The sequence below is a fragment of the Paenibacillus sp. TAB_01 genome (genome assembly GCF_043945595.1).
Lineage (GTDB): Bacteria > Bacillota > Bacilli > Paenibacillales > NBRC-103111 > Paenibacillus_S.
This window is the reverse complement of record NZ_JBIFNP010000002.1, coordinates 436,783-457,916: the sequence shown is the minus strand read 5'-3', so window position 1 is coordinate 457,916 and position 21,134 is coordinate 436,783. Positions and strand designations below refer to the sequence as shown.

The following is a 21,134-nucleotide window of genomic DNA, read 5'->3' as shown; positions in this document are numbered from 1 at the left end:
GGCGGGTCAGTTCACCTCCTGAATATCGAATGTTAAGGAACCTGAATGGTCATTTGTCCGGGCTGAACGACTTGAATGACGCCGCCCCAGTTGCACATGCACTTGGACGTATTGTTCAAAGCTGGCATATTGGCAACCAGAACCGTCGGAGATCCCGGAACCCATGGGGCTGCGACGACAGGCACGCAGGGCATCGGGGTGAACACTCCCAGCTTGGCGGCTGTGGCGGCGGATACCGTGGGATTGGCCATGGAGCTGCACATGCCGAACGGAAGGATGTTCACCATCGGCTTGTTATCCATAATGTTGGCGATCGGCATGGAGGTAAGAACGCGATTGGCCGGGAGCACCATAAGCGAGCTCGGCGCCGCTCCGAAGGAGCATTGCAGCATGGCCCCGCCGCAGACGAGATTTCCCATAATTCCTCTTTTCCTCTGAGTCCGAAAACCGGATCAAATTGGTAGTTATTTAGTTTCATAGTACTAGAAAAAACAAGGCTCGACAATACATTCCTGCCTTCGCCCGCATCCGTCATTTTCCAAAAAACTGAGTGCAGGATAAGGTAAAGTATTGTACTATAAATTATAGGAAGATTGGCATACGGAGGGTTCGACATTGGGGTTCAAAAGCTGTGTCCGCTCGGGAATAATTGTGGTTCTGTCGGCGTCTCTTCCTTTCGGATCGGTTCATGCCGCAGGTCCTGTCGTAAAGTCATTGACGCTGGAGGAGGCGCTGCGGCGAGGTGCCGATGCAAGCGCGGAGGTAAGGGATGCTGGAACGGAAATCGCCAAGAAGAAGCTGGAGCTGCAGCAGGCGCGGTTCGCCGCCAAAAGCGAGGAAGAGAAGGCGGCAGGCCCTTTCGCCAAGCCGAGCAACCTGAGTCAGGACGTGCAGAGCCGGATGAAGGTGCCGGAGGCGGAGTCCGGGCTTTTTTTGGCGCAGGAAGCCTATAAGCAGGCGGCGGAAAAAACGGAGTATGAAGTCGAAAAGGCCTACCTGCAGGCTCTGCAGGACCGCTACGCCGAGCAGGCGGCAGCCGCACGCTATGAAGCGGCGCGCAAGGAGGCGGAAGCCGTGAGAACAAAGCTGAAGTACGGGTTTGCGGACGCGGCCGCCAAGGAAGAAGCGGATAAAAAGCTGGAGAAGGCGGCCTCCGAATGGAAGCAGGCTCAATTGACCGCGAAGGCGAGCCGGCTGGCTCTGGGCCAAAAGGTTCAGCTGACGATGGAGGATCCGGTTCGAGCTGGAGGAAACGACGGACTATGTCGATTTATCTCAAAAAACGCTCCCGCTTTATATCGCCAATGCTCAAAAAACGGACGGAACGCTGTTAAACGATGTGGAGAAGCTTCATTTGGCGGATGAAAAGCTGCGGGTTACGCAGCAGTTGTATACCGCGAAGTTCGGAGCGGGCCGCATGAAGGCGCTTGAACGCATGGCGAAATCGAAAGCGCCTGACACGGAGCTGTTCATGGCCCAATACGATGCGACATTGGAGCAGATTCGGCAGGAGTGGGAAGGGTTTTTCCAGCTGCCGGGACTGTTTCCTATCCCCAAGTCGCTGTTTCAAGGGGAGCGGGACGGACTCCGCTACCTGGATGATCTTCGCAACGGGCTCCCCATTGCTCTGATGGAGCAGGGCAAGGCGCAGCTGAAGGAGCAGGAAAGCCGGACGGCCGTGACCGATAAGGTGAGACAATCGTATCTTGAGGCGAAAGGGGCCGAAGAGAGCTACGCGCAGGCGCTGAGAGATCAGGAAGCAGCATCGGCAAAGCTGGATAAGGTCAATGCGGCACTGAAAGCAGGTTTGTTGAAGACAGAGGATCTTCAAGCAGCCAAGGATGCGCAGGAGCAGGCGAAGCAGCAGGTGCTTACGGCTTATATCGCTTACAAGGTTGCCGCCGGTAAGCTGGATTTGGATTCGGGTGGAGCGGTCAGCCGGACCGTCCGGCCCGGCGTGCTGCCGTACCGGGAGGTAGACAGCGGCCTGGATGCGGTGAAGGCTGCAGCGGCGGAGTTGCCCGACGGAACGTGGGAGCTGAAGCCGGCTGTCGGCACTGTCCTTAGCGAGCTGACCTTGAAGGCGAAAGGCAAGCTGAAAGCGACGGACTATGCTTTGTATACGGCAGAGGGCCATCCCCTTGGAGGCAAGACTCCGGTAGGCAAGCCGTTAAGACACCTTTCGCTAAGCTTCAGTGAGCCGTCCAAGCTGCGGGTCCAGCTATACAACGGGGATGAGCTGCTGGGTGAGGCGCGCCTCGAAGGCAGAGGCTCGTCCGGTGAGCTGAAGCTCGCCGGGCCGGAGGACGCAGCGTCAGGGAATCCGCTGCCGGCGACTACGGCGCCAAGCGGGACGGACGATACAACGATCAAGCAGGACCAAATCATGATCGGCACCTACCGGATGGCATTGGATGCGCTGACACCGGAAGTGTATAACGCCGCTGCGGCAACGATGGCGGGAAGCGGACAGGGCGTTTACTTCGCCCCGGCTTGGGCGGAAGGCAGGTGGTTCGGTCTGGACCAGGCGCTGGATTCGTCGGCGCTTACCATGCAGGGGCCGGATTCCGCGGCGCTGCCGCCGGAGCAGGCGGCTGCGCTCCAAGTGACGATGGAGCTGCCCGCGCCCGGACAGCTGACCACTCCGCTCAGTGCGGAGCAGCTGCAGCAGTCCATAGCGGAGCTGAGCAAAGCGAAGGAACAGCTCGAAGCCTCGCGCCAAGCGGCTGTTGAAGCGCATCAGCCTGCAGCGGCGGCTGAGCTGGAAATCCAGCAGAAGGATGCTGCGGCCCAGATCGCGATGCTGGATGCGCTGAGCAAAGGCGATACCGGGACAGCGCTGCAGCAGATGGCGCTGGTGCATAATGCGGATGCGCTGATGGCGGCGATCGCGGCAGAGGATAGCGGCACGGCGGCTGGAGACGGAGCCGGAACCGGCAGTGGCGGAGCGGACGGCAGCGCGTCTGGCAGCGGAGCAACGGGCACGGGCGCGAACACCGGCGGCGCCGGGACAGGTACCGCCGCTGGAGGCGGTACGCCGGGCGCGGCAGACTCCGGTATCCCGAGCCAGGCGGCGCTCGAAGCCGAGCAGCAGCGCAGCAAGCAGGCGCTGCAGGCGGCCTTGGCGGCCGGCGATGCCGCTTCCGCGCTGGCGCAGGCGAAGCAGCTCTTGGCCGCTGCGCAGCAGCTGGCGGCGCTCGAGGACGGCTCCGCCGACGAGCAGGCGGCTCTGGCAGCAGCCCAGAGCAAGCTGCAGGCAGCGCTTGCCGCAGCCGAGCAGGCGCACGACGCCGCCCAAGCCGAGACGCTGGGCCGGACGCTGGAGAGCGTCCGGCAAGCGGCGGTCCAGGCGGAGAAGGATGCGCTGTTCGGCAAGCTGGGCGCCCTGGAGGCGGCAGGTGCAGCGCTGGCAAGCGCGGCTCCGCCGGAAGCGGGTACGCCGCAGGCGGAAGCGAAGCGGCAGCTCGACGGCTACCTGACGGAGCAGGAGGCCGCGCTTCTTGCCGACATCGGCAAGAAGGAGCTGGAGAAATACAGCGAGGCGCAGCTTCAGGCGCTGTCAGCCCAGGCGGATGAAGTGAAGGCGGCTGATGAACAGGCTGTGCCGATGCCGATCCAGCAGCTTGTATCGAAGGATTTCCAGGTTGTGCTGGATACGCCTCCGATACTGCTGGACGGCAGGGCGTACGTTCCTGTCCGGGCGTTGTCCGAATCGTTAGGGGCATCGGTCGATTGGGACCCTGAACGGCTGGCTGTGACCGTGTCCTCCGAGGAGGGAACGGCGGAATGCACTGTCGGCAGCACAACCGCTTACGTGGATGGGGCAGCCGCTGAGCTCGACGCGCCGCCCGTTCTGATAGCAGGATATACCTATGTCCCTCTGCGGTTTATCGGGGAAGCCATTGGTTTACAAATTCAATGGTATGAAGCGGCCGGAACGATTCAGATATCGAAGCCTTGATATAGATTTGCAAATAGTCAGATCCGCAAGCATGTTGAAGGGGAGGGGATCCAATAGCATGAAAAAGCCGGTAGCGCTCTTGCTCCTGGTCGTGCTGCTGGCCTCGGCCGCAGGCTTTTATGCGGCCCAGCAGAAGGAATTTATCACCAAAAACCCGTTTGAGCGGGAGCGGTCTTTTCAAAGCCTGTCCAGGGTGATTGCCGACTCGCAGAATGATTTGTACATGATCGACAATACGAAAAAGACGATTCGCAAGCTGGCTCCGGACGGTACGATTCAATATTCCATCCAAAGCGGTGAGGACGGCGTATACCGTTTTAACGACGTTACTTCGGATGAAGAAGGAAATTTGTACGTGATCCGGGCGCTGATGGATACCTATGATATTGAGGTGAAGACGGAGCAGCTGGTCCGCTACACATCGGACGGCAAGTTCGATAAGGTGCTGTTCGAGCAGAGCTATAACGACCCGGCCAAGAAGCGGTACCGGGTTGGCGGGCTCAAGTCGCCGGAGGCATCCGGCGGGCAGGTCAGCTTTTTCGTCGACGATTTGGGGAAGGTGACGCTGTACCGGATCGGAGCGGGAGCCTCGGAGCCGAAGCCGGTTTACAGCATCCAGCTGCCGGCGAATAAAGTGCTTTCGGAGATTGAGGGAACCGAGCCCGGCCGCATATTTTATACGACACGCAGCGGTGAAATGTATAAAGCCGGTCCAGAGGGCGGTTCCACGCTGATTTATCCGCTGCCGGGCGTCGATCGTACGCGCAGGAATTTCCCGGAAAGCCTAAGGCTAGATACGCAGGGGAGGCTGCTTTTTGTAGATTATAATTCCTTGTCCATCAATCGCCTGGATCCCGGGCAGCCCTATATTATTGAAGAGCTTGTTACGCAAGCGAAAGCGGCGCAGCAGGGCGTAGAGCTTACTTTTTTCAAAGACGACCTCAGCCTGACGGCGAGCGGTGAACTATTGATCGCGGAGGATGGCCAAATCGTAAGACGTCTGCCGGACGGCAGCTTCGGGACTGCGATAACCAGCGGCCGCTATTCATCGGCTTATCAGGGGCACTTGTGGTTCGTTTGGGCGGTAGCAGCGGTTGGCGGCTTGCTGGTGCTGTATGCCCTAAAGCTGCTTTATTTCAATCTGATGGGGCGGCGGTTGCCGCTGGTGCTCAAGCAAATCGTTGTGTTCGTGCCGATTATTGCGGGCTCCATGGTCCTGCTCTCCACGGTTATCTATAATAACTTCGTCGACAAAATGGACGGGGAAACCTTCCAGGAGCTTAAGCTGCTGGCAAGTAACGGGGCGAGTCTGATCGACGGCGATCTGCTGGAGCGGATTCAGTCGCCCGAGGAGTATGAGGGCAAGACCTACAATCAATTCCGAAGCAAGATCGATTCGGTGTTCTACCGGCCGGGGAGCATTGAGAATCAAGGCTTTTACAAAGCGGTGTACAAAGTAGAGAATGGCGATATTTACCGCATTATGGAAGATGACGACGAGATGCATATGTTTAACCCGTTCCCCAAATCCCCCGAAAATACGCTTGTTATTACCAAGGGCAGCATTGAGTCGGGTGAATGGAGCGATGACACGGGGGAATGGAAGTACGGCATTGCTCCGATCTACAACGGCTCGGGCAAGATTGTCGGCGTCTTCGAGGCCAGTAAGAACATGGAAGGCATTATGGCGCACCGCCGTACGGTGATGCAGAAGGTGATTCAGAATATTATCCTGTTCACCACAGGGATCGTGCTCGTGTTCGTCCTGATGACCTATGTGCTGCTTTCCTCGATCCGTAAGCTGCGCAACAGCGTAGGGGAGATCGCCAAAGGCCGGTGGGATACGGTCGTGCAAATCAATACCCGGGATGAGGTTTCGGAACTGGGGGACAGCTTCAACGCGATGGCGGCCCATATCCGGGAATACATCGCCAGACTGGAGCGGTTCAACCAGGCGTATTACCGGTTTGTTCCCCAGCAGTTTTTGCGCCTGCTGCACAAGGAGACGATTCTGGATGTCCGGCTGGGAGACCAGGTGGAAGAGAATATGAGCACATTGGTTTGCAATATCCGGGGCTTTTATCTCCTCTCCAAGCGGCTGACGCCGGAACAAAACTTCAATTTCGTCAATTCCTTTCTGAAGCGCTTCGGGCCGTTCGTCCGCAAGCATCAGGGTATGGTGAACAAGTATATGGGCCCCGGCTTCATGGCGTTGTTCCCCGGAGAGGGGGATGATGCGCTGAACGCCTGCATCGATATCCGTAAGGAGCTGGATAAATATAACCAGCACCGGATTCAATCCGGCTACAGTCCGGTCGATCTGGGGATCGGTCTTCATAAAGGACCGCTGCGTCTCGGCATCATCGGCGAAGAACAGCGGCTGGAGAATAACATTATTTCCGATCACGTCAACCTGGCTACGCTGCTGGAGAAACTGACAGGACCGCTCGGGTCGTCCATTCTAATTACGGACAGTGTGGTCAAATCGTTATCGGGTACCGTGCCGTTCCAGTATAGGAATCTCGGCCTGATCCGGGCGGAGGGGCTGGAGGAACCGCTGCACTTGTACGATGTGTATCAGGGAGACCCGGATACGATCCGGACGCTCAAGGAAAGGACGAAGGCGCGGTTTGAAGAAGCCGTTATGCTCTACCAGGTAGGGCGCTTCTATGATGCGCGGGAAGCCTTCCTGATGGTTATCAAGCAGAATCGCCAGGATAGGGCGGCTCAGTTGTATTTCTACGTATGTGATGAGTACTTTCAGTCAGGCACCACCAAAGATTGGAACGGAACGTTATCCGTATCCTAGATTAAGAGGGGCGAAATACGCATGAGTACTGGCAGTGCCGGAGACAAACTTCAGATCAAGCTGTTAACTACGGAGGAAGACGCGCGTCGGGTCTCCGAATTTTTCTTATCGGACCGATCCTTCGACGATACGAATCATACGCCGGGGGAGCAGGAGCATTTTCGCAAGGCGCCCAGGGAGAGCCTGGTCCAGAGCAACCATTTCCATTGGTTTGCGGAAACGGAAGACGGAATCATTGTCGGCGCTACCAGCTGCAAGGAGAACGAGCATCAAACCGGAGGTTACCTGTGGGATTACTTGGCGGTGCACCGGAATTACCGCAAGCTGGGTATCGCCGCACGGCTGTATGAGGAGCTGGAGAGGCATGTAAAGGAAGCGGGAGCCCGGTTTATTCTTACGTACACCTGCAGCCTGCCGGAATACGGACCAATCCAGAATATGTTCCGGCAGCGCGGCTTCGAGCTGATCGGAACGTATCCGGATTATTACTACGACGGGGAGAATCGCCTCGCTTACTTCAAGAGACTCACTTAACTTAACTTAACTTAACGGAAGTCCGGTGACACAAAGTGAAGATAATGGAATGGAGCGGCGGGAGGGTCATGCCATTGTACAGAAATGAGTAACGGCTTCTGTAGACGTACGGTCAAACGGCCCCTCGCCATATTCTTCCGTTCCATCGATACTCACTGGGACTTCAGACTAATTTAGATAGGACATGATTTCATGCAGGCTGCAATAGGACGTTTCCTCGGGATCCGGGGAGAAGACAAACGGAAGCTGTGGAGCATGGCGCCGATTTTTTTCTGCGGCGGGGTCGCGGAATCGCTCAACTACACCGCTTTTATGGCGTTGTTCAATCTCCGGTTCGGCGTCGCCTTCCTGCCGTACGTTTATTTGGCGGAGGCGGCGATTATGCCGCTGGAGGGATGGCTGCTTGCCAAGCTGACGGGATCGATGTCGAAATCGAAAATGATGCGTTCGCTGTATCTGCTTATGACTTCGATCCTGCTGCTGAACGGCATCATTCTGCTGACGTTTAAATTTGCCGGCTTGGACTTCCGCTATTATTATCCGATTCTTTTCTTATCCTCCAATTTCGTCGTGCGTCAGCTGACGCTGCTCCTGTGGAGCGTAGCGTTTGATTTGTGCCCGACCCAGCAGGCCAAACGGCTGATGCCGCTGTTCGTCGCCTCGACAACGACAGGCGGGATTGCAGCCGGGCTCATCGCCCACTGGATAGGGAGCCTGCTGGGAACGGAGGCGGTGTACGCTTTGGCGCCGCTGATGCTCTTGGCCGGCTTCTGGCCTTTTCGCAAAGCGATAGCCAGCTATCTGGCTCCTTTATCGCTAATGGAAGAAAAGCATGCCGCCGCCTCGGCTGCGTCCGGAGCGCCGGAGCGACCGGGCAGCTACTTTCTGAAGGAAACGCTGCGCAGCCCGTTTCTGCTGTCCGCGATCGCATTGATGACGCTGATGCCGGCGCTTTATTTTCTGATGGAATATCAATACTTTACGGCGGCGGAAGCCCGGTTCCCCAATGAGCGGGAGCTGACCTCCTTCTACGGGATCATTACGGCGCTTCAGTTCACCTTCTGCCTGTTATTGCAGAGCGTGTCGGGCCGGCTGATGAATTGGCTGGGAGCGAGCAATATGCTGCTGTCCATCTCGGTCATTTTCTTCGGCGGCTTCGTACTGACGGCAGGCCTCCTGGGCAGCTCCTTCGGGCTGTATGCGGTGTCGGGGTCTTACGCGTTGTTTTATATTTTTCTGTATTTTATCGCGGAGCCGTGCTACCAGCTGTTCTTTAAAATGATGCCGCTGTCCGAACGGGACGGCTTCCGCTATTTTGCCCAAGGTATTGCCGCCTCGGGGGGCATCCTGATCGGCTCGCTGCTCTCGCTGCTGCATTCGTCCCGTCTGCTTGAACTGGGTACGCTTGCCTGGGTTGGCGTGGCGCTGGCGGTGCTGCTGCTGGCGGCGGCTTGGTACGGCCGTCACCTCTATGTCCAGGAGCTGGTGAAAAGCGTGCAGTCGCTGTACAAAGATATATCGGACAGCGCTGCTTCGTTTTTCGGGAATCTGAGAGGCTCCAAAACGTTTGCGGTGATGCTGGATTACCTGCGGCATCCGGACGATTACGTCCGCGAGGTAGCTTTGCAGCTGATCGGTAAAGCCAATGACTCCTCGTTCCTGCCTCATCTGATTGCGCTGCTGGCGGACAGTACGCCGCGAATCCGGGTGTGTGCGCTGCGGGCGATGCATCTGCAGGGCGCATCCATTCAGGATCTTGTGGAAATCGCAGCTTTGCTGGATGATGAGGACTTCGAGGTGCGTGCGGAATGCGTGAGGCTGATCGCCAAGGCCTCGCATATGAAGAGCCAGGCTCATTTCTTCCTGCGGATCAAGCTGCTGGATGCGCACCCGCTCGTAGTCTCTGAGGGAGTGAAGGCGCTGTACGCGCTGGAGAGTGAGGAGAGCTACCCTGCCTGTCAGGAAGCGATCGTACAAATGCTCGACAAAGGCGGGGAATGGGCGGTTTACGGCTGCCGCACAGTGGCGGATCTGCAGCTGTCGGAATACGCTCCATGGCTGATGTCCCTGCTGGAAGAGCCGCGTCCCGCTGTGAAGGTGGCTGCCGTGTACGGTTTAGGCAAGCTGGGGCATCTTGAAGCGGTAGATGTGATGCTCGGCATGTACCCGATGGCCGATAAAGAGCTTCGCCGAGCGATCGGGGAGGCTCTGGTAGAGATGGGGGAGCCCGCAGTGCCGCTCCTGCTGGAAGGGGCTGCGCATCCCAATCCGTTTACCTGGAATGTATGCGTTACGGCGCTGGCACGCCTTTTGGACGAAGGCAGACTGCAATCCTCTCTGATCGAGCTTGCCGCCGCCCGGCTGCTTGCTTCGACCAAGGAAGGCGCGCTGCCTCTGGCTTTAAGCGGGTTGGGGCATAGTGAGCTTGCCGATTTGGCCGCCAAACGCTGCAAGGAAATTCACGACGCCTTATGCGACGGCGCTTGGGCGGTGCTCGGACGGTTGACCGACGAGCGTGTCGTGGCCTCGCTGCGCGAGACGATTCAGGATGAGAATGAGGAGGTTCGCGAGAACGGCCTGGAGATTTTATCCGAAGGCTTCGGGGACCGGAGATTGGCCGGAGCCTTGATGGAGCTGTACAAACAGGAACGAGTGAGCGAACAGCTTACCGCCGCAGAGCCTGCGGTCTTATTGAGCGAGGCTGTGGCGTGGCCGGACGAATGGCTGGCAAGGATCGCCGCATATGCTTTAGACAGAGGGGAGGGGAACCGGGTGAAGGAGGAACGTAAATTTTTATCTATGATGGATAAAGTGATGTTTATGAAGCAGGTGCCGCTGTTCTCGAACCTATCCGTCGACGAGCTCGGGCTTCTTGCAGGCATTGCCCAGGAGGAGGTTCACCCGGATCAAGCCTACCTGCTGCGCAGGGGCGACCCGAGTCTGTGCATGTATTTGATTGTGGACGGCACAATTGAGCTGAGCAACGAAACGGAGGAAGGCGGCGGCGGCACCATTGGCGTGCTGGGGCCGAAGGATTCTTTGGGCGAGACGACGGCTCTCGACGGATTTCCTTCCTCGGTGACGGCTCAAGCCATTTTCGACGAAGTCACCGTACTGGCCCTGCAGGGAGAGCAGCTGTCCCGGCTCATGAGGCTGTATCCGGAAATCGGCATCGGTTTGCTGCACGCTTCAAGTGCGCGGGTGCGGCTGCTTGAAAATATGCTGTTGAAGATGGGTTAATCGTAACGGTAGTCTAAGGAGGCTTGCGGATGCTCGTATCCCGGGTGGATCTGAGAAACGACTTGCAAGAGCTGCATCGGTTGAATCTTTTTTTGACCGGCCTGACCGAACAGATGGCAATCGATGAGAAAATGCTGTTTCAGCTAAACTTAATTTGCGATGAATTGATTACCAACACGATTTTGTACGGGTATGAGCCGGGGGAAGAGGGACGGCATTTGATCGAACTGCAGGTGTCGAGCTCTCCGGACTGCCTGGAGGTTTGGGTGAAGGACGGGGGGATCCCTTTCAATCCGCTGGAGCGGGGGGAGCCGGATCTTGATTTGAACGTCGAGGAACGGCCGGTCGGCGGGCTGGGCATTCATTTTGTCCGTCAGGTGATGGATGAGTTATATTATGAAAGAAGCGAAGGGAAAAATGTGATTCGCCTGATCAAGAGGCGGAAGCAGTCGAAATAAAGGAGGGCTTACGGATGAATATTTCGGAAAAAACGGTGGACGGCGGCGGCATCACGATCGTCACGATCGAAGGCAGGCTGGACGCCAATTCCTCCTCTGTGTTAGAAGGCAGGTTTAATGAACTGGCAGCCCAAGGCGGTCTGCAATTTGTTTTCGATCTGAACGGCCTGGAATATGTGAGCAGTGCAGGGCTGCGGAGCCTGCTGTTGGCAGCGAAGAAAACGAAAGCGAACCGGGGGAAGCTTGCGCTATTTGGAATGAATGAGAATGTGCGCGAAGTGTTCGATATGTCGGGCTTCAGCGCGATTTTCTCTATTTATGATACGGAGTCGGAAGCGGTAGCAGCGGTGCAGTGAGCGCAAGGAGCAAGGCAAAACCATTTGGGAAGTGAACGGTATGGATATGCTCCCGGGCATTGGATATGGAATCGTCAATCTATTGGTCGTAGGGGCCTTGGCGGCGGGCTGGCGGTACAGTCACAAGAAACGCCGTGAGGCCGAGCTCGAGCTCAACCGGACGATGCAGCTGTTTGAGGTCAGCCTGGAGATGAACTCGACCATCCGCAAGCAGGACCTGTTGCACAAAATTATGGAGACGACGGCGCGTGTTATGAATGCGGAGGCTTCTTCCGTCATTTTGGTGGATATGGAGCGAAGCGAGCTTTATTTTGAGCTGGCGATAGGCGAAAAAAGCGAAGAGCTGCAGGAGATTCGGCTGAAGCTTGGGGAAGGCATCGCAGGCTGGGTAGCGGAGACGGGAAAATCGGTCAAAATCGACGATGCGACGATCGACCCGCGCTGGTCGTCCAAGGTGGCGGATACGGTCGATTATTCGACGAGGAACATGCTGTGCGTCCCGATTCTCAGCAAAGGCGCCGTGATCGGCGTGATTCAGGTGCTGAACAAGCGGGGGGAGCGCATTTTACGGACAAGGATCTTTGGCTGCTGGAATCGATTGCTGCGCCGACGGCGGTATCCTTGGAAAATGCGATGCTTTACGATGCGCTGCAAAAATCGATCCACGCGCTGCGGACGACCGTCGAGGCCAAGGAGCGGATGGAAAGCGAGCTGCGGATCGCTCAGCAAATCCAGCTGGGCTTGCTGCCCTCCGGTACGCCCGTTAGCAACTTCGTGACGGAAGTCGTTATGGATGATGCGGGGATAGGCACCTCGGCCAGTGCGGTTGTGCCGCCCGGGCACGGACCCTGACGAACGGAAGCGGGTCGACATTCATTCGATCATTCGCCCTGCAAGGGAAGTGGGCGGCGATTTCTTCGATTATTTCTGGATCAATGATACGGAGCTGTTCTTCACTCTGGGCGACGTATCGGACAAAGGGATTCCCGCAGCGCTGTTTATGATGGTGACGATGACGCTCATCCGGGGCAAGATGAAGGCGGACATGACGCCCGGCGAGCTGCTAAGTGACGTTAATCAGGAGCTGTACAAGGAAGATTCTACGATGTTTGCCACGATTTTTTGCGGGTTGCTGAATGTGCAGACAGGCGAGCTGCAGTTCAGTGACGGGGGGCATTGTACGCCGTATATTGTGCGGGCCACCGGTCAGGTGGAGCCGGTGCGCGGGCAGAAGGGGCTGCCGCTTGGCGTTATGGATGAAATGGATTATGCGGACAACCGTCTGCAGCTCGATACGGGCGATCTCCTGATCCTGTACACAGACGGCATTACCGAGGCGGAGGATCCGCAAAGCCGTCAATTCGGATCGGCCCGGCTGCAGCAGCTGCTCTCGGATAAGAGCGGAGCGGATGCAGGAGAGCTGCTGCACCGGTTAGTCACGGAGGTAGACCGCTTTGCGGCGGGGGCCCAGCAGTCCGACGATATTGCCGTTTTATCCATCGGAATGAAGTTGGATGAATTAGCCAAAAACGAATCTACTTATGATATTATTGAAATAATGAGCTAAGGAAAATAGGAACGGGAGGATCCGTATGCCGATGTATCAAGCGCCTCAACGCAAGCAGCAGGATATTACGCACAATGTAACCTCTTCGGGAAAAAACAGTTCCCCCGCGGCGGGGAATGATTCGATGCATCTGCAGCGCGCTTTAGGCAACCATGCGGTGGGCGCTCTATTGGGTATGCAGGCCAACGCCGGTCCCGGTGTACCCGGATTTTCTTCGCTGGCTGTCCAGGCCAAGATGACGGTAAGACCGGCGGGAGATATGTTCGAGCAGGAGGCCGACCAGATGGCCAAAATGGTGGTCGACAAGATTTCAGCGCCGGCCCCTGCGGCAGGCGAGCCTTCGGTACAGCGGATGGAAGGCACGGAAGCAGAGGAAGAAGAACTGCAGATGAAGCCGGTCTCCGAAGGAATCCAGCGGATGGAAGGCACGGAAGCGGAGGAAGAAGAGCTGCAGATGAAGCCGTCATCCGAAGGAATTCAGCGGATGGAGGGTATGGAATCCGAGGAGGAAGAGCTGCAGATGAAGTCAGCCTCCGAAGGAATCCAACGAATGGAAGGTATGGAGTCCGAGGAAGAAGAACTGCAGATGAAAAGCTCCGGCGACGGGTTTGATGCGGGGCCGTCCATTGAGCAGGACATTCAGGCCAAGAAGGGCGGCGGAGGCAGGCTCGACGCCGATATTCAGGCCAAGATGGAGTCAGCCTTTCAAACCGACCTCAGCTCGGTGAACATCCATACGGATGGCCAGTCGGACCAGCTGAACCAGTCGATAGGTGCCAGAGCGTTTACGACGGGCAACGATATCTTTTTCCGGCAGGGTGAGTACAACCCTAGCAGCCGGGACGGTCAGGAGCTGCTGGGTCACGAGCTGACGCATGTCATTCAGCAAAGAAACGGGAGAGTCTAGCCTTCCCGGGTTGCGGGTACGGCGCGCGAATGCGTTCTGAAGCGAACCGTTAATAAAAGAAGGGGATGTCCCAAGTTCATCGTTCACTTGGGACATCCTCTTGTTTTTAAATCGAAAGCAGCCATTTTACCAGTACGTAGCCCACGGCGGACAGCAGCAGCGAGGCTATGCCTGCCGAGACGATCGAACGGACTCCGTCCCGGCGAAATAAGGATAAGTGAGTTTGCAGGCCGAGCCCGGCCATAGCCATGGCCAGGAACAGGTAAGCGAGATCTACGAAACGGGCTGTCAACGCTTCGGGCAGCAGCTGCAAAGTATGCACGCCGCTCATCAAGAGGAAGCCGAATAAAAACCAGGGAATAGGCGGGCGGGCTTTGCGAGTCTCTTCGTCCCGCGCGGTTGGCCCGGCTTCGCCGCTTTGGACCCCGCCGGCTCCGGTTGGTCCGGCAGCGGCGGGGTTCCATACGGTGAGCAGCAGCGAGACCGGAATCAGCAGAGCTACGCGGGTCAGCTTCATAATGACCGCGGCATCCATAGCCGCCGCCCCACCGGGAGCTGCGGCGGCAACGACATGAGCCACCTCGTGGAGGGTGGCTCCGGCGAACATGCCGTATGCTGTAGGACTTAGTCCTAGTACGTGGTATAGGAACGTATACAGCAGCGTGAACAACGTGCCGAGCAGCGCGACTGTCGCCGTGCTGACGGCGATCTCCTGCTGCTTGGCCTTCAGCTGCGGCGCCAGCGCAGCCACCGCCGCGGCACCGCAGATAGCGGTCCCACAGGCTGAGAGCAGCGCGAGCCGCGGCTCCACGCCGAACAGCCTGCCGAGCCGGTAGGCGGCCAGCAAGGCTGTGGCGAGGCAGATGACCGCTATCGCCACATTGGCGAGCCCTGCGTGAACGATGTCCAGCAGGTTGAGCCGGAGTCCCAGCAGGATGATGCCGAACCGCAGCACCTTCTTGCCGGCGAAGGCGATCCCGGGAGCTGACGATGCCGGCAGCGGCAGCGCGAGCCTCCACAGCATGCCGAGCAGCAGGGCCGGCACGAGCGGTCCGAGCACGGCAAGCGCGGAAAAGGATGCCAGCCACTTGCCTGCGGCAGCAAGCAGCAGCGTGAGCAGAAGGCCGAGCAGGAAGCCGGAGGCTCTGCCGAATCGCTTCCGCAGCGCGGCGGTGAACGGCTCGGCGGTCTGGTGAGGCTTGATCTGATGAAGCGTCATAGTAATCACTCCTGTGGTCAGGTTGTGGTTAGGCTGATTTCGATATCAGTGCATCAGCGGTTAGCTTTACTATAATGGCTCGGCTGCGGCGAGGGGAAATACGAATACGCAATGGTGAGCATAACAAAAACGAATGATTGGGCGAATTTTTTCCGGTCGGGTGAACTAGTAAAAGAGCGAAATCCCAACAAGCGAGTCCCGAGTGCGTGTCCCGGCATCGCATGAAGGTGGCCGAACTAACAGACTGTCCTGAGAAAACGCAGCAATTCCCTCCCAATCTCCGGATTGTAACCGCGAAAATGGTATAATCGGCAGGACATGAATAAATCCGGGGGACAACAGGCCGATTGGATGGAGGCTTCGCCGCCTAAGCTGGGGCGAGGGAGTGCTTGGCCTGAATGACAGGGAGCAGCCCGCAGACTTCTTATTTTGCTTAATGGCAGGACAGCAGGCAGGGCAGGACTCGCAAGGGGGGAGGAAGACGGCATGAGTGTTGAGCATTTAAAGGTATTTGTTACCGTTGCGGAGCAGCAGCATTTCTCCAGAGCCGCGGAAGCGCTGCATTTGTCCCAGCCGGGGGTCAGCTCGCATATCCGTAATCTCGAGAATGAATTCGGCGCGAAGCTGCTGCACCGATCTTCGAAGCAGGTGAAGCTCACGGAAGCGGGAGCGCTGCTGTATAAGCAGGCGAAGCAAATACTGGCCTGCTACGAGGAAGCGAAGCAGGGCATCCAGCAGCTGCAGCAGGTCGTGACCGGAACGCTGCATGTCGGCGCCAGCTTCACGATCGGCGAGTATGTGCTGCCCCGGCTGTTGGCTGAATATGTAGACCAGTATCCGCTGGTGGATGTACAAGTGCAGATCGGCAACACCGAGGAGATGCTGCGCGGCGTCCGGGCGCATGAGCTCGATATCGGGCTGGTGGAGGGGCAGGTTCCGTTCACGGATGTGTACGTGGAGTCTTTTATGAAGGATGAAATGGCGATCGTGGCGCCAATCGGGCATCCGCTGGCTAAATCCAAACGACCGGCGACGGCTGACAGCCTTCAGGATCAAGTGTGGATCATGCGGGAAGGCGGCTCGGGAACAAGGGAATACAGCGACCGGCTGCTGCAGCATTTGGGCCTTAGCGCCAAGCGGACGTTTGTCTTTGGCAGCAGCCAGGGGGTCAAAGAGGCGGTCATCGCCGGACTTGGCATTGCCGTGCTGTCCCGCTGGGTCGTTCGCAAAGAGCTGGCGTCCGGCGAGCTGGCGGAAATTCGGCTGAATCGCCGCCAAGAGGCTAGGACGTTCTCGATTGTGCGGAGCCGAGAAGCGGTGAAGACGATGGCATTGATCATGTTTTTACAGAAACTGAAGACAGCGGGTACGGAAGTCCCGCCGGTTGGTTGATTTATCCTTGTATTTTTTATACGATGGGGATATTGGGAAAACAAAAGGAGACGGAACGACAATGCCCAAAAAAGTAAAAGTGTCAGATTTGGTAGCGGAATTTCATTTGGAAGTCATTTGCGGCGAGAGCGGGCTGAAGCGCCCGATCACTGTAGCCGATTTGTATCGTCCCGGTCTGGAAATGGCAGGCTACTACGAATTTCATCCGACCGAGCGGGTGCAGATTTTGGGAAAAACGGAGCTGACCTTTTTCGACGGCCTCTCGTCTTCCGAGCGGATGGACCGCATGACCCGGCTTTGCGCCCCCGAAGAGACGCCCTGCATATTAATCAGCCGCGGGCTGGATGTGCCGATTGAGCTGCTTGCAGCGGCGAACGAACGCAATATTCCCGTTTTGCGGACGCCGATTTCCACGACGATTTTGGCGAGCCGGATTACCGGCTTCCTGGAGAATAAGCTGGCCCCAAGCACAACGATTCATGGCGTACTCGTGGATGTATACGGTATCGGGATGCTTATTTCGGGCAGCAGCGGAATTGGTAAAAGCGAAACGGCGCTGGAGCTGGTCAAGCGCGGACACCGGCTTATTGCCGACGATGCGGTGGAGATCCGGCAGACGGCCGATCACGTGCTGAACGGGAACGCGCCTGAATTGATCCGTCATCTGCTCGAAATCCGCGGGGTCGGTATCATTAATGTGATGACCCTGTTCGGTGCCGGAGCGGTGCGCAACGTTAAGAAAATTTCCGTGGTCGTCAAGCTGGAAACCTGGCAGCAGGATAAGCAGTACGACCGGCTGGGCCTGGATGAAGAGACTACGCGCATTATCGATACCGATATTCCGCTCGTCACGATTCCCGTACGTCCCGGACGGAACCTGGCGGTCATTATCGAGGTGGCGGCGATGAACTACCGCTTGAAGCGGATGGGCTATAATGCCGCCCTGCAGTTTACCAACAAGCTGACGGAATCGTTGTCCGAGGACATGGACGATACCGAATAATGAAGAAGTTTGAGGGGGAAGGACATGCTACTCGCAATTAATCCGATCGCTTTTGCAATAGGTCCGCTGCAAGTGCACTGGTACGGGATTATTCTGGGAACCGCGGCGCTGGTCGGCCTGATGCTTGCCATTCAGGAGGGCAAACGGTTCGGGATGAATCCCGATTTCTTTATGGATCTGGTCCTGCTGGGCGTGCCGTCGGCGATTATCGGCGCAAGGATCTACTATGTCGCGTTCAAATGGGAAGATTATAAGGATAACTTATCGGAAATTTACAAGGTTTGGCACGGGGGCATTGCCATCTACGGGGCGCTGATCGGCGCCATCATTGCCGCGGTCATTTATGTCCGCCGCAAAGGCTACTCCTTCTGGCGGATTGCGGATTTTTGCGCGCCGGGCCTTATTGTAGGACAAGCGATCGGCCGTTGGGGCAACTTTATGAACCAGGAAGCGCACGGCGGGCCGGTAAGCGAAACGTTTTTGCGCAGCGGGCTGCACCTGCCCGACTTCATCGTGAACCAGATGTACATCGAAGGCCAGTACTATCATCCGACCTTCCTGTACGAATCGTTATGGAACATTGCAGGCTTGCTCCTGCTGTTCTGGCTGCGACGCAGGCCGTTCCTGCGCGCAGGCGAGCTGTTCATGAGCTACTTCATATGGTATTCGATCGGCCGGTTCTTCGTTGAGGCGTTGAGAACGGACAGTCTGGACTTTACAGGCCCTGCCTGGCTGGCGGGTCTGATGAACGGGCTGTGGTCCCCAATGACCTGGTTCGGTTTCGAGCAAGGATTTATGACGTATGGCGGCAATGTGCGCATATCCCAGCTGCTGGCTGTGCTTATTGTCATTTTCGCTATTGCGTTCATCATCTACCGGAGGAAGACCGGGCTGGCTTCGGTCCGCTACGCAGATCCGGTCGAGCCGCTGCAGGGAGCCGGAGGAAACCATGCCGAGACTACAGAAGATTTTTCCGCGCAGGACAGCATTCACGCAAGGGAGTCGGATGAGCAGGCTGCGAAGGATATCGTAGGCAAGCCGGGAGAACAAGGATAATCCGCTCAATCAGCGCACATGTGCCGTAACAAGCAAGCTAGAGATGAAACACAAAGGAGCAGGAGCAGCATGATCGATACGGTATTGTTTGACCTGGATGGAACCATTATTGATACGAACGAGCTGATTATTCAATCGTTCTTGCATACTTTTGAAGGCGTCACGCAGGAGCCTGTGACCCGCGAGCACATTATCCCGAATATGGGACGCCCGTTGGTGGAGCAGATGCAGTATTTTACGGGAAGAACCGAGGTTGAGGATTTGGTGCAAAAATACCGCGCGTTCAACGTCGGCAGACATGACGAGCTGGTGACCGAATTTCCGGGCGTTAGAGAGACGATAGCTCAGCTTCATACCGCAGGCATTAAATTGGGTATTGTCACAAGCAAGGTCCGGATGACCTCGCTTATGGGGCTGAAGCTGTGCGGTCTCTCCGACTTTTTCCAAACGATCGTTTCCGTCGATGACGTGCAGAAAGCCAAGCCGGATCCGGAAGGAATCCGTAAAGCGATGCAGGCATTGGGCTCCAGCGCGGAGCATACGCTGATGGTTGGCGACAGCCATTATGATATTGAGGCGGCGCATAATGCCGGCGTGCAGTCGGCGGGAGTTGCCTGGTCGATGAAGGGGATCGAGTATTTAAAAAGCTATAAGCCAACGTATATCATCGACGATATCCGGGAGGTTCTTCCGCTTGTCGGTCTCCAAGGCTAGCATCAAGCTCCGCTAACGGGCGATGGACAGGCTGAAGGCGAGGATCATCCGGTCTTTTGCCGGACTTCAGCGGCAAGCTTTAAGAACAGAGGGGATTCCTGTTGAGAAACACAGATAGGTTTCCGGTAGAGGGGCCGAACTCGCTTTGGCAGGTGTACCGGACCGTCAGCCGCTGGAAAGCGGTGCGTAATTTTATTTTTATCCAAATATCCAGGTACGCTCCTTCGCTGCCGTTCAAGCGGTGGATTTACCGGCGGATTCTGGGGATGAAGGTGGGGGAACAGGCCTCCTTCGCGTTAATGGTCATGGTGGACGTCTTTTTCCCGGAACGCATTGAGGTAGGGGATAACTGCATCATCGGGTACAATACGACGATTCTGACCCATGAATATTTGATTAAGGAATACCGCATCGGTACGGTTCGTATCGGTTCGCATGTCATGATCGGAGCGAATACGACGATACTGCCCGGTGTGACGATAGGCGATCACGCGGTGATCGGAGCCGGTTCGGTCGTTCATAAGGACGTGGCGCCGTACAGCTTTGTGGCGGGCAATCCGCTTCGCGTTATTCGTGACGATACGAGAACGGCAGTTAGCACGGATGCTTTAGTGGAGGGCCCGGGTGCAGTCGTAAGACGCGCTAGGTCAGTCTTTTTGTCGCCCGGCTCAAGTCTGGGCTTGGGTATACTGATGCGTTCGATGTGAGTCTCACTTAACAATTCGTAGAAGAACAGCCGTTTCCGCCGCAGAATCATCCATACAAAATGAGCGGCAAAGACGAGCTGAATCGCTGCGAAGCATACGGTCCAGGCAATCAGCACATACCGCTGCGGGGAGGTGCTCGCCGAAGCGCTGCTGAGGAAGATGAAGCTGATGCCGCCGTAGCCGAAAAACAACGAGCTGCTGCGCAGCGTGATGGCCTTCAGGCTAAGACGAGGCCCGATGCCGGCGATGCGGAGGCGAAGCAGCCACAGTCCGAAGGTGCGCCCGTTGGTCACATAGGGCAGTGCGATAAAATAAGCCGCAAATACGGCGAGTGTCGTCAACGGGAACTGAAGCAGCCCTTTTACGCTGTCCAGCCGGATATGCTGAAGAGTGACAGCCAATCGGGTCCCCGCGGCGACCAGGCTCCAATCCAGGACAAACGCCAGCATCCGGTGAATATAACCTACAGGCTGGGTCTCCCAGTCAAAGTGATGATCGAGCTGTTCCTTCGGCGGGAAGAGAAATAACAGGACGGGCGCAAGAAAAAATCCCGCAACGGCTCCGCAGGTATTCAACAGCAGATCATCCGCGTCGAAAATCCGGTAAGGACAGGCATAAATACCGTACAGGCCGGTCAGCTGAGTCCATTCGAAAAAGAGCGACACAAGCAGGCCGGCGGCCAGCGCGGCGTACCACTTTTGTCTGAAATAATACCGGATGTAGACACCCAGCGGAAGCAGGAGAATGAAGTTAAATACGGTCTGCTGAAAAGCTCTTTCATGCACGGCCCGCAGATAGGTGGCGGGATCGGACCCGACGACCTGCGTTTCTTTCAGAAAATCTCTGACAAAGGTAAACGGCTCCAGTGTATAATACTTTGTTCCCGGCGCAATGCCTGAACACGTATTTCTTGTCTCCGGAAGAGGGAGAATGACAAGATAAAAAGCGGTCAGCATGAACAAGGCGAACGAGTAGGTGAGCAGTACTCTAAATTTGTTGATATAGCCGTACCGGTGATAGTTATAGATTAGGAAAGGAATGGTCAGCAGGGCGGCGATTAAGGGGAAAGTAATCATAGCGGCTTTAATGGGAATCAGATGAACGCCCAAGACAGACTCTCCCTTCCGGCATAATGGAAGCACGGGTTCAGTATGCCATGTTTCGTTTTAATTTATGAGATATCCGGATGCTGTGAAAATGCGTGAAAACCA

17 protein-coding genes and 1 pseudogene are annotated in these 21,134 nt (G+C 56.8%); 15 read left to right on the top strand and 3 right to left on the bottom strand.

Annotated elements, in window-relative coordinates:
- Positions 1 to 32 precede the first annotated feature (32 nt).
- On the bottom strand, positions 33 to 419 hold the full coding sequence (locus ACHHV8_RS35490; protein ID WP_395164141.1) for a DUF4280 domain-containing protein: 387 nt from the start codon (positions 417 to 419) through the stop codon (positions 33 to 35).
- Between the two features lie 196 nt (positions 420 to 615).
- Between ACHHV8_RS35490 and ACHHV8_RS35485 the strand changes: the two genes are divergently transcribed.
- The 10 genes from ACHHV8_RS35485 (at position 616) to ACHHV8_RS35440 (ending at position 13,832) form a co-directional block, all read left to right on the top strand.
- Positions 616 to 1,365: a hypothetical protein gene (locus ACHHV8_RS35485; RefSeq protein WP_395164140.1), complete on the top strand. Its 750-nt coding sequence runs from the start codon at positions 616 to 618 to the stop codon at positions 1,363 to 1,365.
- The gene (locus ACHHV8_RS35480; RefSeq protein WP_395164139.1) at positions 1,355 to 3,961 is read left to right on the top strand and encodes a stalk domain-containing protein; all 2,607 of its coding nucleotides are present in this window, start codon (positions 1,355 to 1,357) and stop codon (positions 3,959 to 3,961) included. The genes ACHHV8_RS35485 and ACHHV8_RS35480 overlap by 11 nt, the downstream gene beginning before the upstream one ends.
- A 58-nt stretch (positions 3,962 to 4,019) precedes the next feature.
- Positions 4,020 to 6,770: an adenylate/guanylate cyclase domain-containing protein gene (locus tag ACHHV8_RS35475; RefSeq protein ID WP_395164138.1), complete on the top strand. Its 2,751-nt coding sequence runs from the start codon at positions 4,020 to 4,022 to the stop codon at positions 6,768 to 6,770.
- A 21-nt stretch (positions 6,771 to 6,791) separates the two neighbouring features.
- A complete protein-coding gene (locus tag ACHHV8_RS35470; RefSeq protein ID WP_395164137.1) occupies positions 6,792 to 7,304 on the top strand; it encodes a GNAT family N-acetyltransferase in 513 nt (170 codons plus the stop codon).
- 192 nt (positions 7,305 to 7,496) lie between these two features.
- Positions 7,497 to 10,544, top strand: a complete 3,048-nt coding sequence (locus ACHHV8_RS35465) for a HEAT repeat domain-containing protein (protein WP_395164136.1) — start codon at positions 7,497 to 7,499, stop codon at positions 10,542 to 10,544.
- 29 nt (positions 10,545 to 10,573) lie between these two features.
- Positions 10,574 to 11,002, top strand: a complete 429-nt coding sequence (locus ACHHV8_RS35460; RefSeq protein WP_395164135.1) for an ATP-binding protein — start codon at positions 10,574 to 10,576, stop codon at positions 11,000 to 11,002.
- Positions 11,003 to 11,016: 14 nt separating this feature from the next.
- Complete coding sequence (locus tag ACHHV8_RS35455; protein ID WP_395164134.1) at positions 11,017 to 11,358, top strand: STAS domain-containing protein; 342 nt, start codon at positions 11,017 to 11,019, stop codon at positions 11,356 to 11,358.
- A 40-nt stretch (positions 11,359 to 11,398) separates the two neighbouring features.
- The gene (locus tag ACHHV8_RS35450) at positions 11,399 to 12,136 is read left to right on the top strand and encodes a GAF domain-containing protein (protein ID WP_395164133.1); all 738 of its coding nucleotides are present in this window, start codon (positions 11,399 to 11,401) and stop codon (positions 12,134 to 12,136) included.
- A gap of 42 nt (positions 12,137 to 12,178) precedes the next feature.
- The gene (locus tag ACHHV8_RS35445) at positions 12,179 to 12,925 is read left to right on the top strand and encodes a PP2C family protein-serine/threonine phosphatase (RefSeq protein ID WP_395164132.1); all 747 of its coding nucleotides are present in this window, start codon (positions 12,179 to 12,181) and stop codon (positions 12,923 to 12,925) included.
- Between the two features lie 25 nt (positions 12,926 to 12,950).
- Complete coding sequence (locus ACHHV8_RS35440) at positions 12,951 to 13,832, top strand: eCIS core domain-containing protein (RefSeq protein WP_395164131.1); 882 nt, start codon at positions 12,951 to 12,953, stop codon at positions 13,830 to 13,832.
- Between the two features lie 106 nt (positions 13,833 to 13,938).
- On the opposite strand, the gene ACHHV8_RS35435 is transcribed toward ACHHV8_RS35440, so the two are convergent.
- Positions 13,939 to 15,051, bottom strand: a complete 1,113-nt coding sequence (locus ACHHV8_RS35435) for a YeiH family protein (RefSeq protein ID WP_395164130.1) — start codon at positions 15,049 to 15,051, stop codon at positions 13,939 to 13,941.
- Positions 15,052 to 15,537: 486 nt separating this feature from the next.
- On the opposite strand from ACHHV8_RS35435, the gene ACHHV8_RS35430 reads away from it, so the two are divergent.
- The 5 genes from ACHHV8_RS35430 (at position 15,538) to ACHHV8_RS35410 (ending at position 19,923) form a co-directional block, all read left to right on the top strand.
- Positions 15,538 to 16,443 (top strand): LysR family transcriptional regulator, encoded by a 906-nt coding sequence (locus ACHHV8_RS35430; RefSeq protein ID WP_395164129.1) that lies wholly within the window; start codon positions 15,538 to 15,540, stop codon positions 16,441 to 16,443.
- A 61-nt stretch (positions 16,444 to 16,504) separates the two neighbouring features.
- Positions 16,505 to 17,446 (top strand): HPr(Ser) kinase/phosphatase, encoded by a 942-nt coding sequence (gene hprK, locus ACHHV8_RS35425; RefSeq protein WP_395164128.1) that lies wholly within the window; start codon positions 16,505 to 16,507, stop codon positions 17,444 to 17,446.
- 24 nt (positions 17,447 to 17,470) lie between these two features.
- Positions 17,471 to 18,502 carry a prolipoprotein diacylglyceryl transferase gene (gene lgt / locus ACHHV8_RS35420; RefSeq protein WP_395164127.1) on the top strand — a complete coding sequence of 344 codons (1,032 nt, stop codon included), beginning with the start codon at positions 17,471 to 17,473 and terminating at the stop codon, positions 18,500 to 18,502.
- 69 nt (positions 18,503 to 18,571) lie between these two features.
- Positions 18,572 to 19,216 (top strand): pyrophosphatase PpaX, encoded by a 645-nt coding sequence (gene ppaX, locus ACHHV8_RS35415; protein ID WP_395164126.1) that lies wholly within the window; start codon positions 18,572 to 18,574, stop codon positions 19,214 to 19,216.
- 101 nt (positions 19,217 to 19,317) lie between these two features.
- Complete coding sequence (locus ACHHV8_RS35410) at positions 19,318 to 19,923, top strand: acyltransferase (RefSeq protein ID WP_395164125.1); 606 nt, start codon at positions 19,318 to 19,320, stop codon at positions 19,921 to 19,923.
- 539 nt (positions 19,924 to 20,462) lie between these two features.
- Here ACHHV8_RS35410 and ACHHV8_RS35405 read toward each other — a convergent pair.
- Positions 20,463 to 20,879: pseudogene (locus ACHHV8_RS35405) on the bottom strand (VanZ family protein); the annotation flags it as partial.
- Positions 20,880 to 21,134: the final 255 nt, after the last annotated feature.

Coding starts and splice junctions, on each gene's coding strand:
- ACHHV8_RS35490 (WP_395164141.1), bottom strand. CDS start 419: ATGGGAAATCTCGTCTGCGGCGGGGCCATGCTGCAATGCTCCTTCGGA.
- ACHHV8_RS35475 (WP_395164138.1), top strand. CDS start 4,020: ATGAAAAAGCCGGTAGCGCTCTTGCTCCTGGTCGTGCTGCTGGCCTCG.
- ACHHV8_RS35470 (WP_395164137.1), top strand. CDS start 6,792: ATGAGTACTGGCAGTGCCGGAGACAAACTTCAGATCAAGCTGTTAACT.
- ACHHV8_RS35465 (WP_395164136.1), top strand. CDS start 7,497: ATGCAGGCTGCAATAGGACGTTTCCTCGGGATCCGGGGAGAAGACAAA.
- ACHHV8_RS35460 (WP_395164135.1), top strand. CDS start 10,574: ATGCTCGTATCCCGGGTGGATCTGAGAAACGACTTGCAAGAGCTGCAT.
- ACHHV8_RS35455 (WP_395164134.1), top strand. CDS start 11,017: ATGAATATTTCGGAAAAAACGGTGGACGGCGGCGGCATCACGATCGTC.
- ACHHV8_RS35450 (WP_395164133.1), top strand. CDS start 11,399: ATGGATATGCTCCCGGGCATTGGATATGGAATCGTCAATCTATTGGTC.
- ACHHV8_RS35440 (WP_395164131.1), top strand. CDS start 12,951: ATGCCGATGTATCAAGCGCCTCAACGCAAGCAGCAGGATATTACGCAC.
- ACHHV8_RS35435 (WP_395164130.1), bottom strand. CDS start 15,051: ATGACGCTTCATCAGATCAAGCCTCACCAGACCGCCGAGCCGTTCACC.
- ACHHV8_RS35430 (WP_395164129.1), top strand. CDS start 15,538: ATGAGTGTTGAGCATTTAAAGGTATTTGTTACCGTTGCGGAGCAGCAG.
- hprK (WP_395164128.1), top strand. CDS start 16,505: ATGCCCAAAAAAGTAAAAGTGTCAGATTTGGTAGCGGAATTTCATTTG.
- lgt (WP_395164127.1), top strand. CDS start 17,471: ATGCTACTCGCAATTAATCCGATCGCTTTTGCAATAGGTCCGCTGCAA.
- ppaX (WP_395164126.1), top strand. CDS start 18,572: ATGATCGATACGGTATTGTTTGACCTGGATGGAACCATTATTGATACG.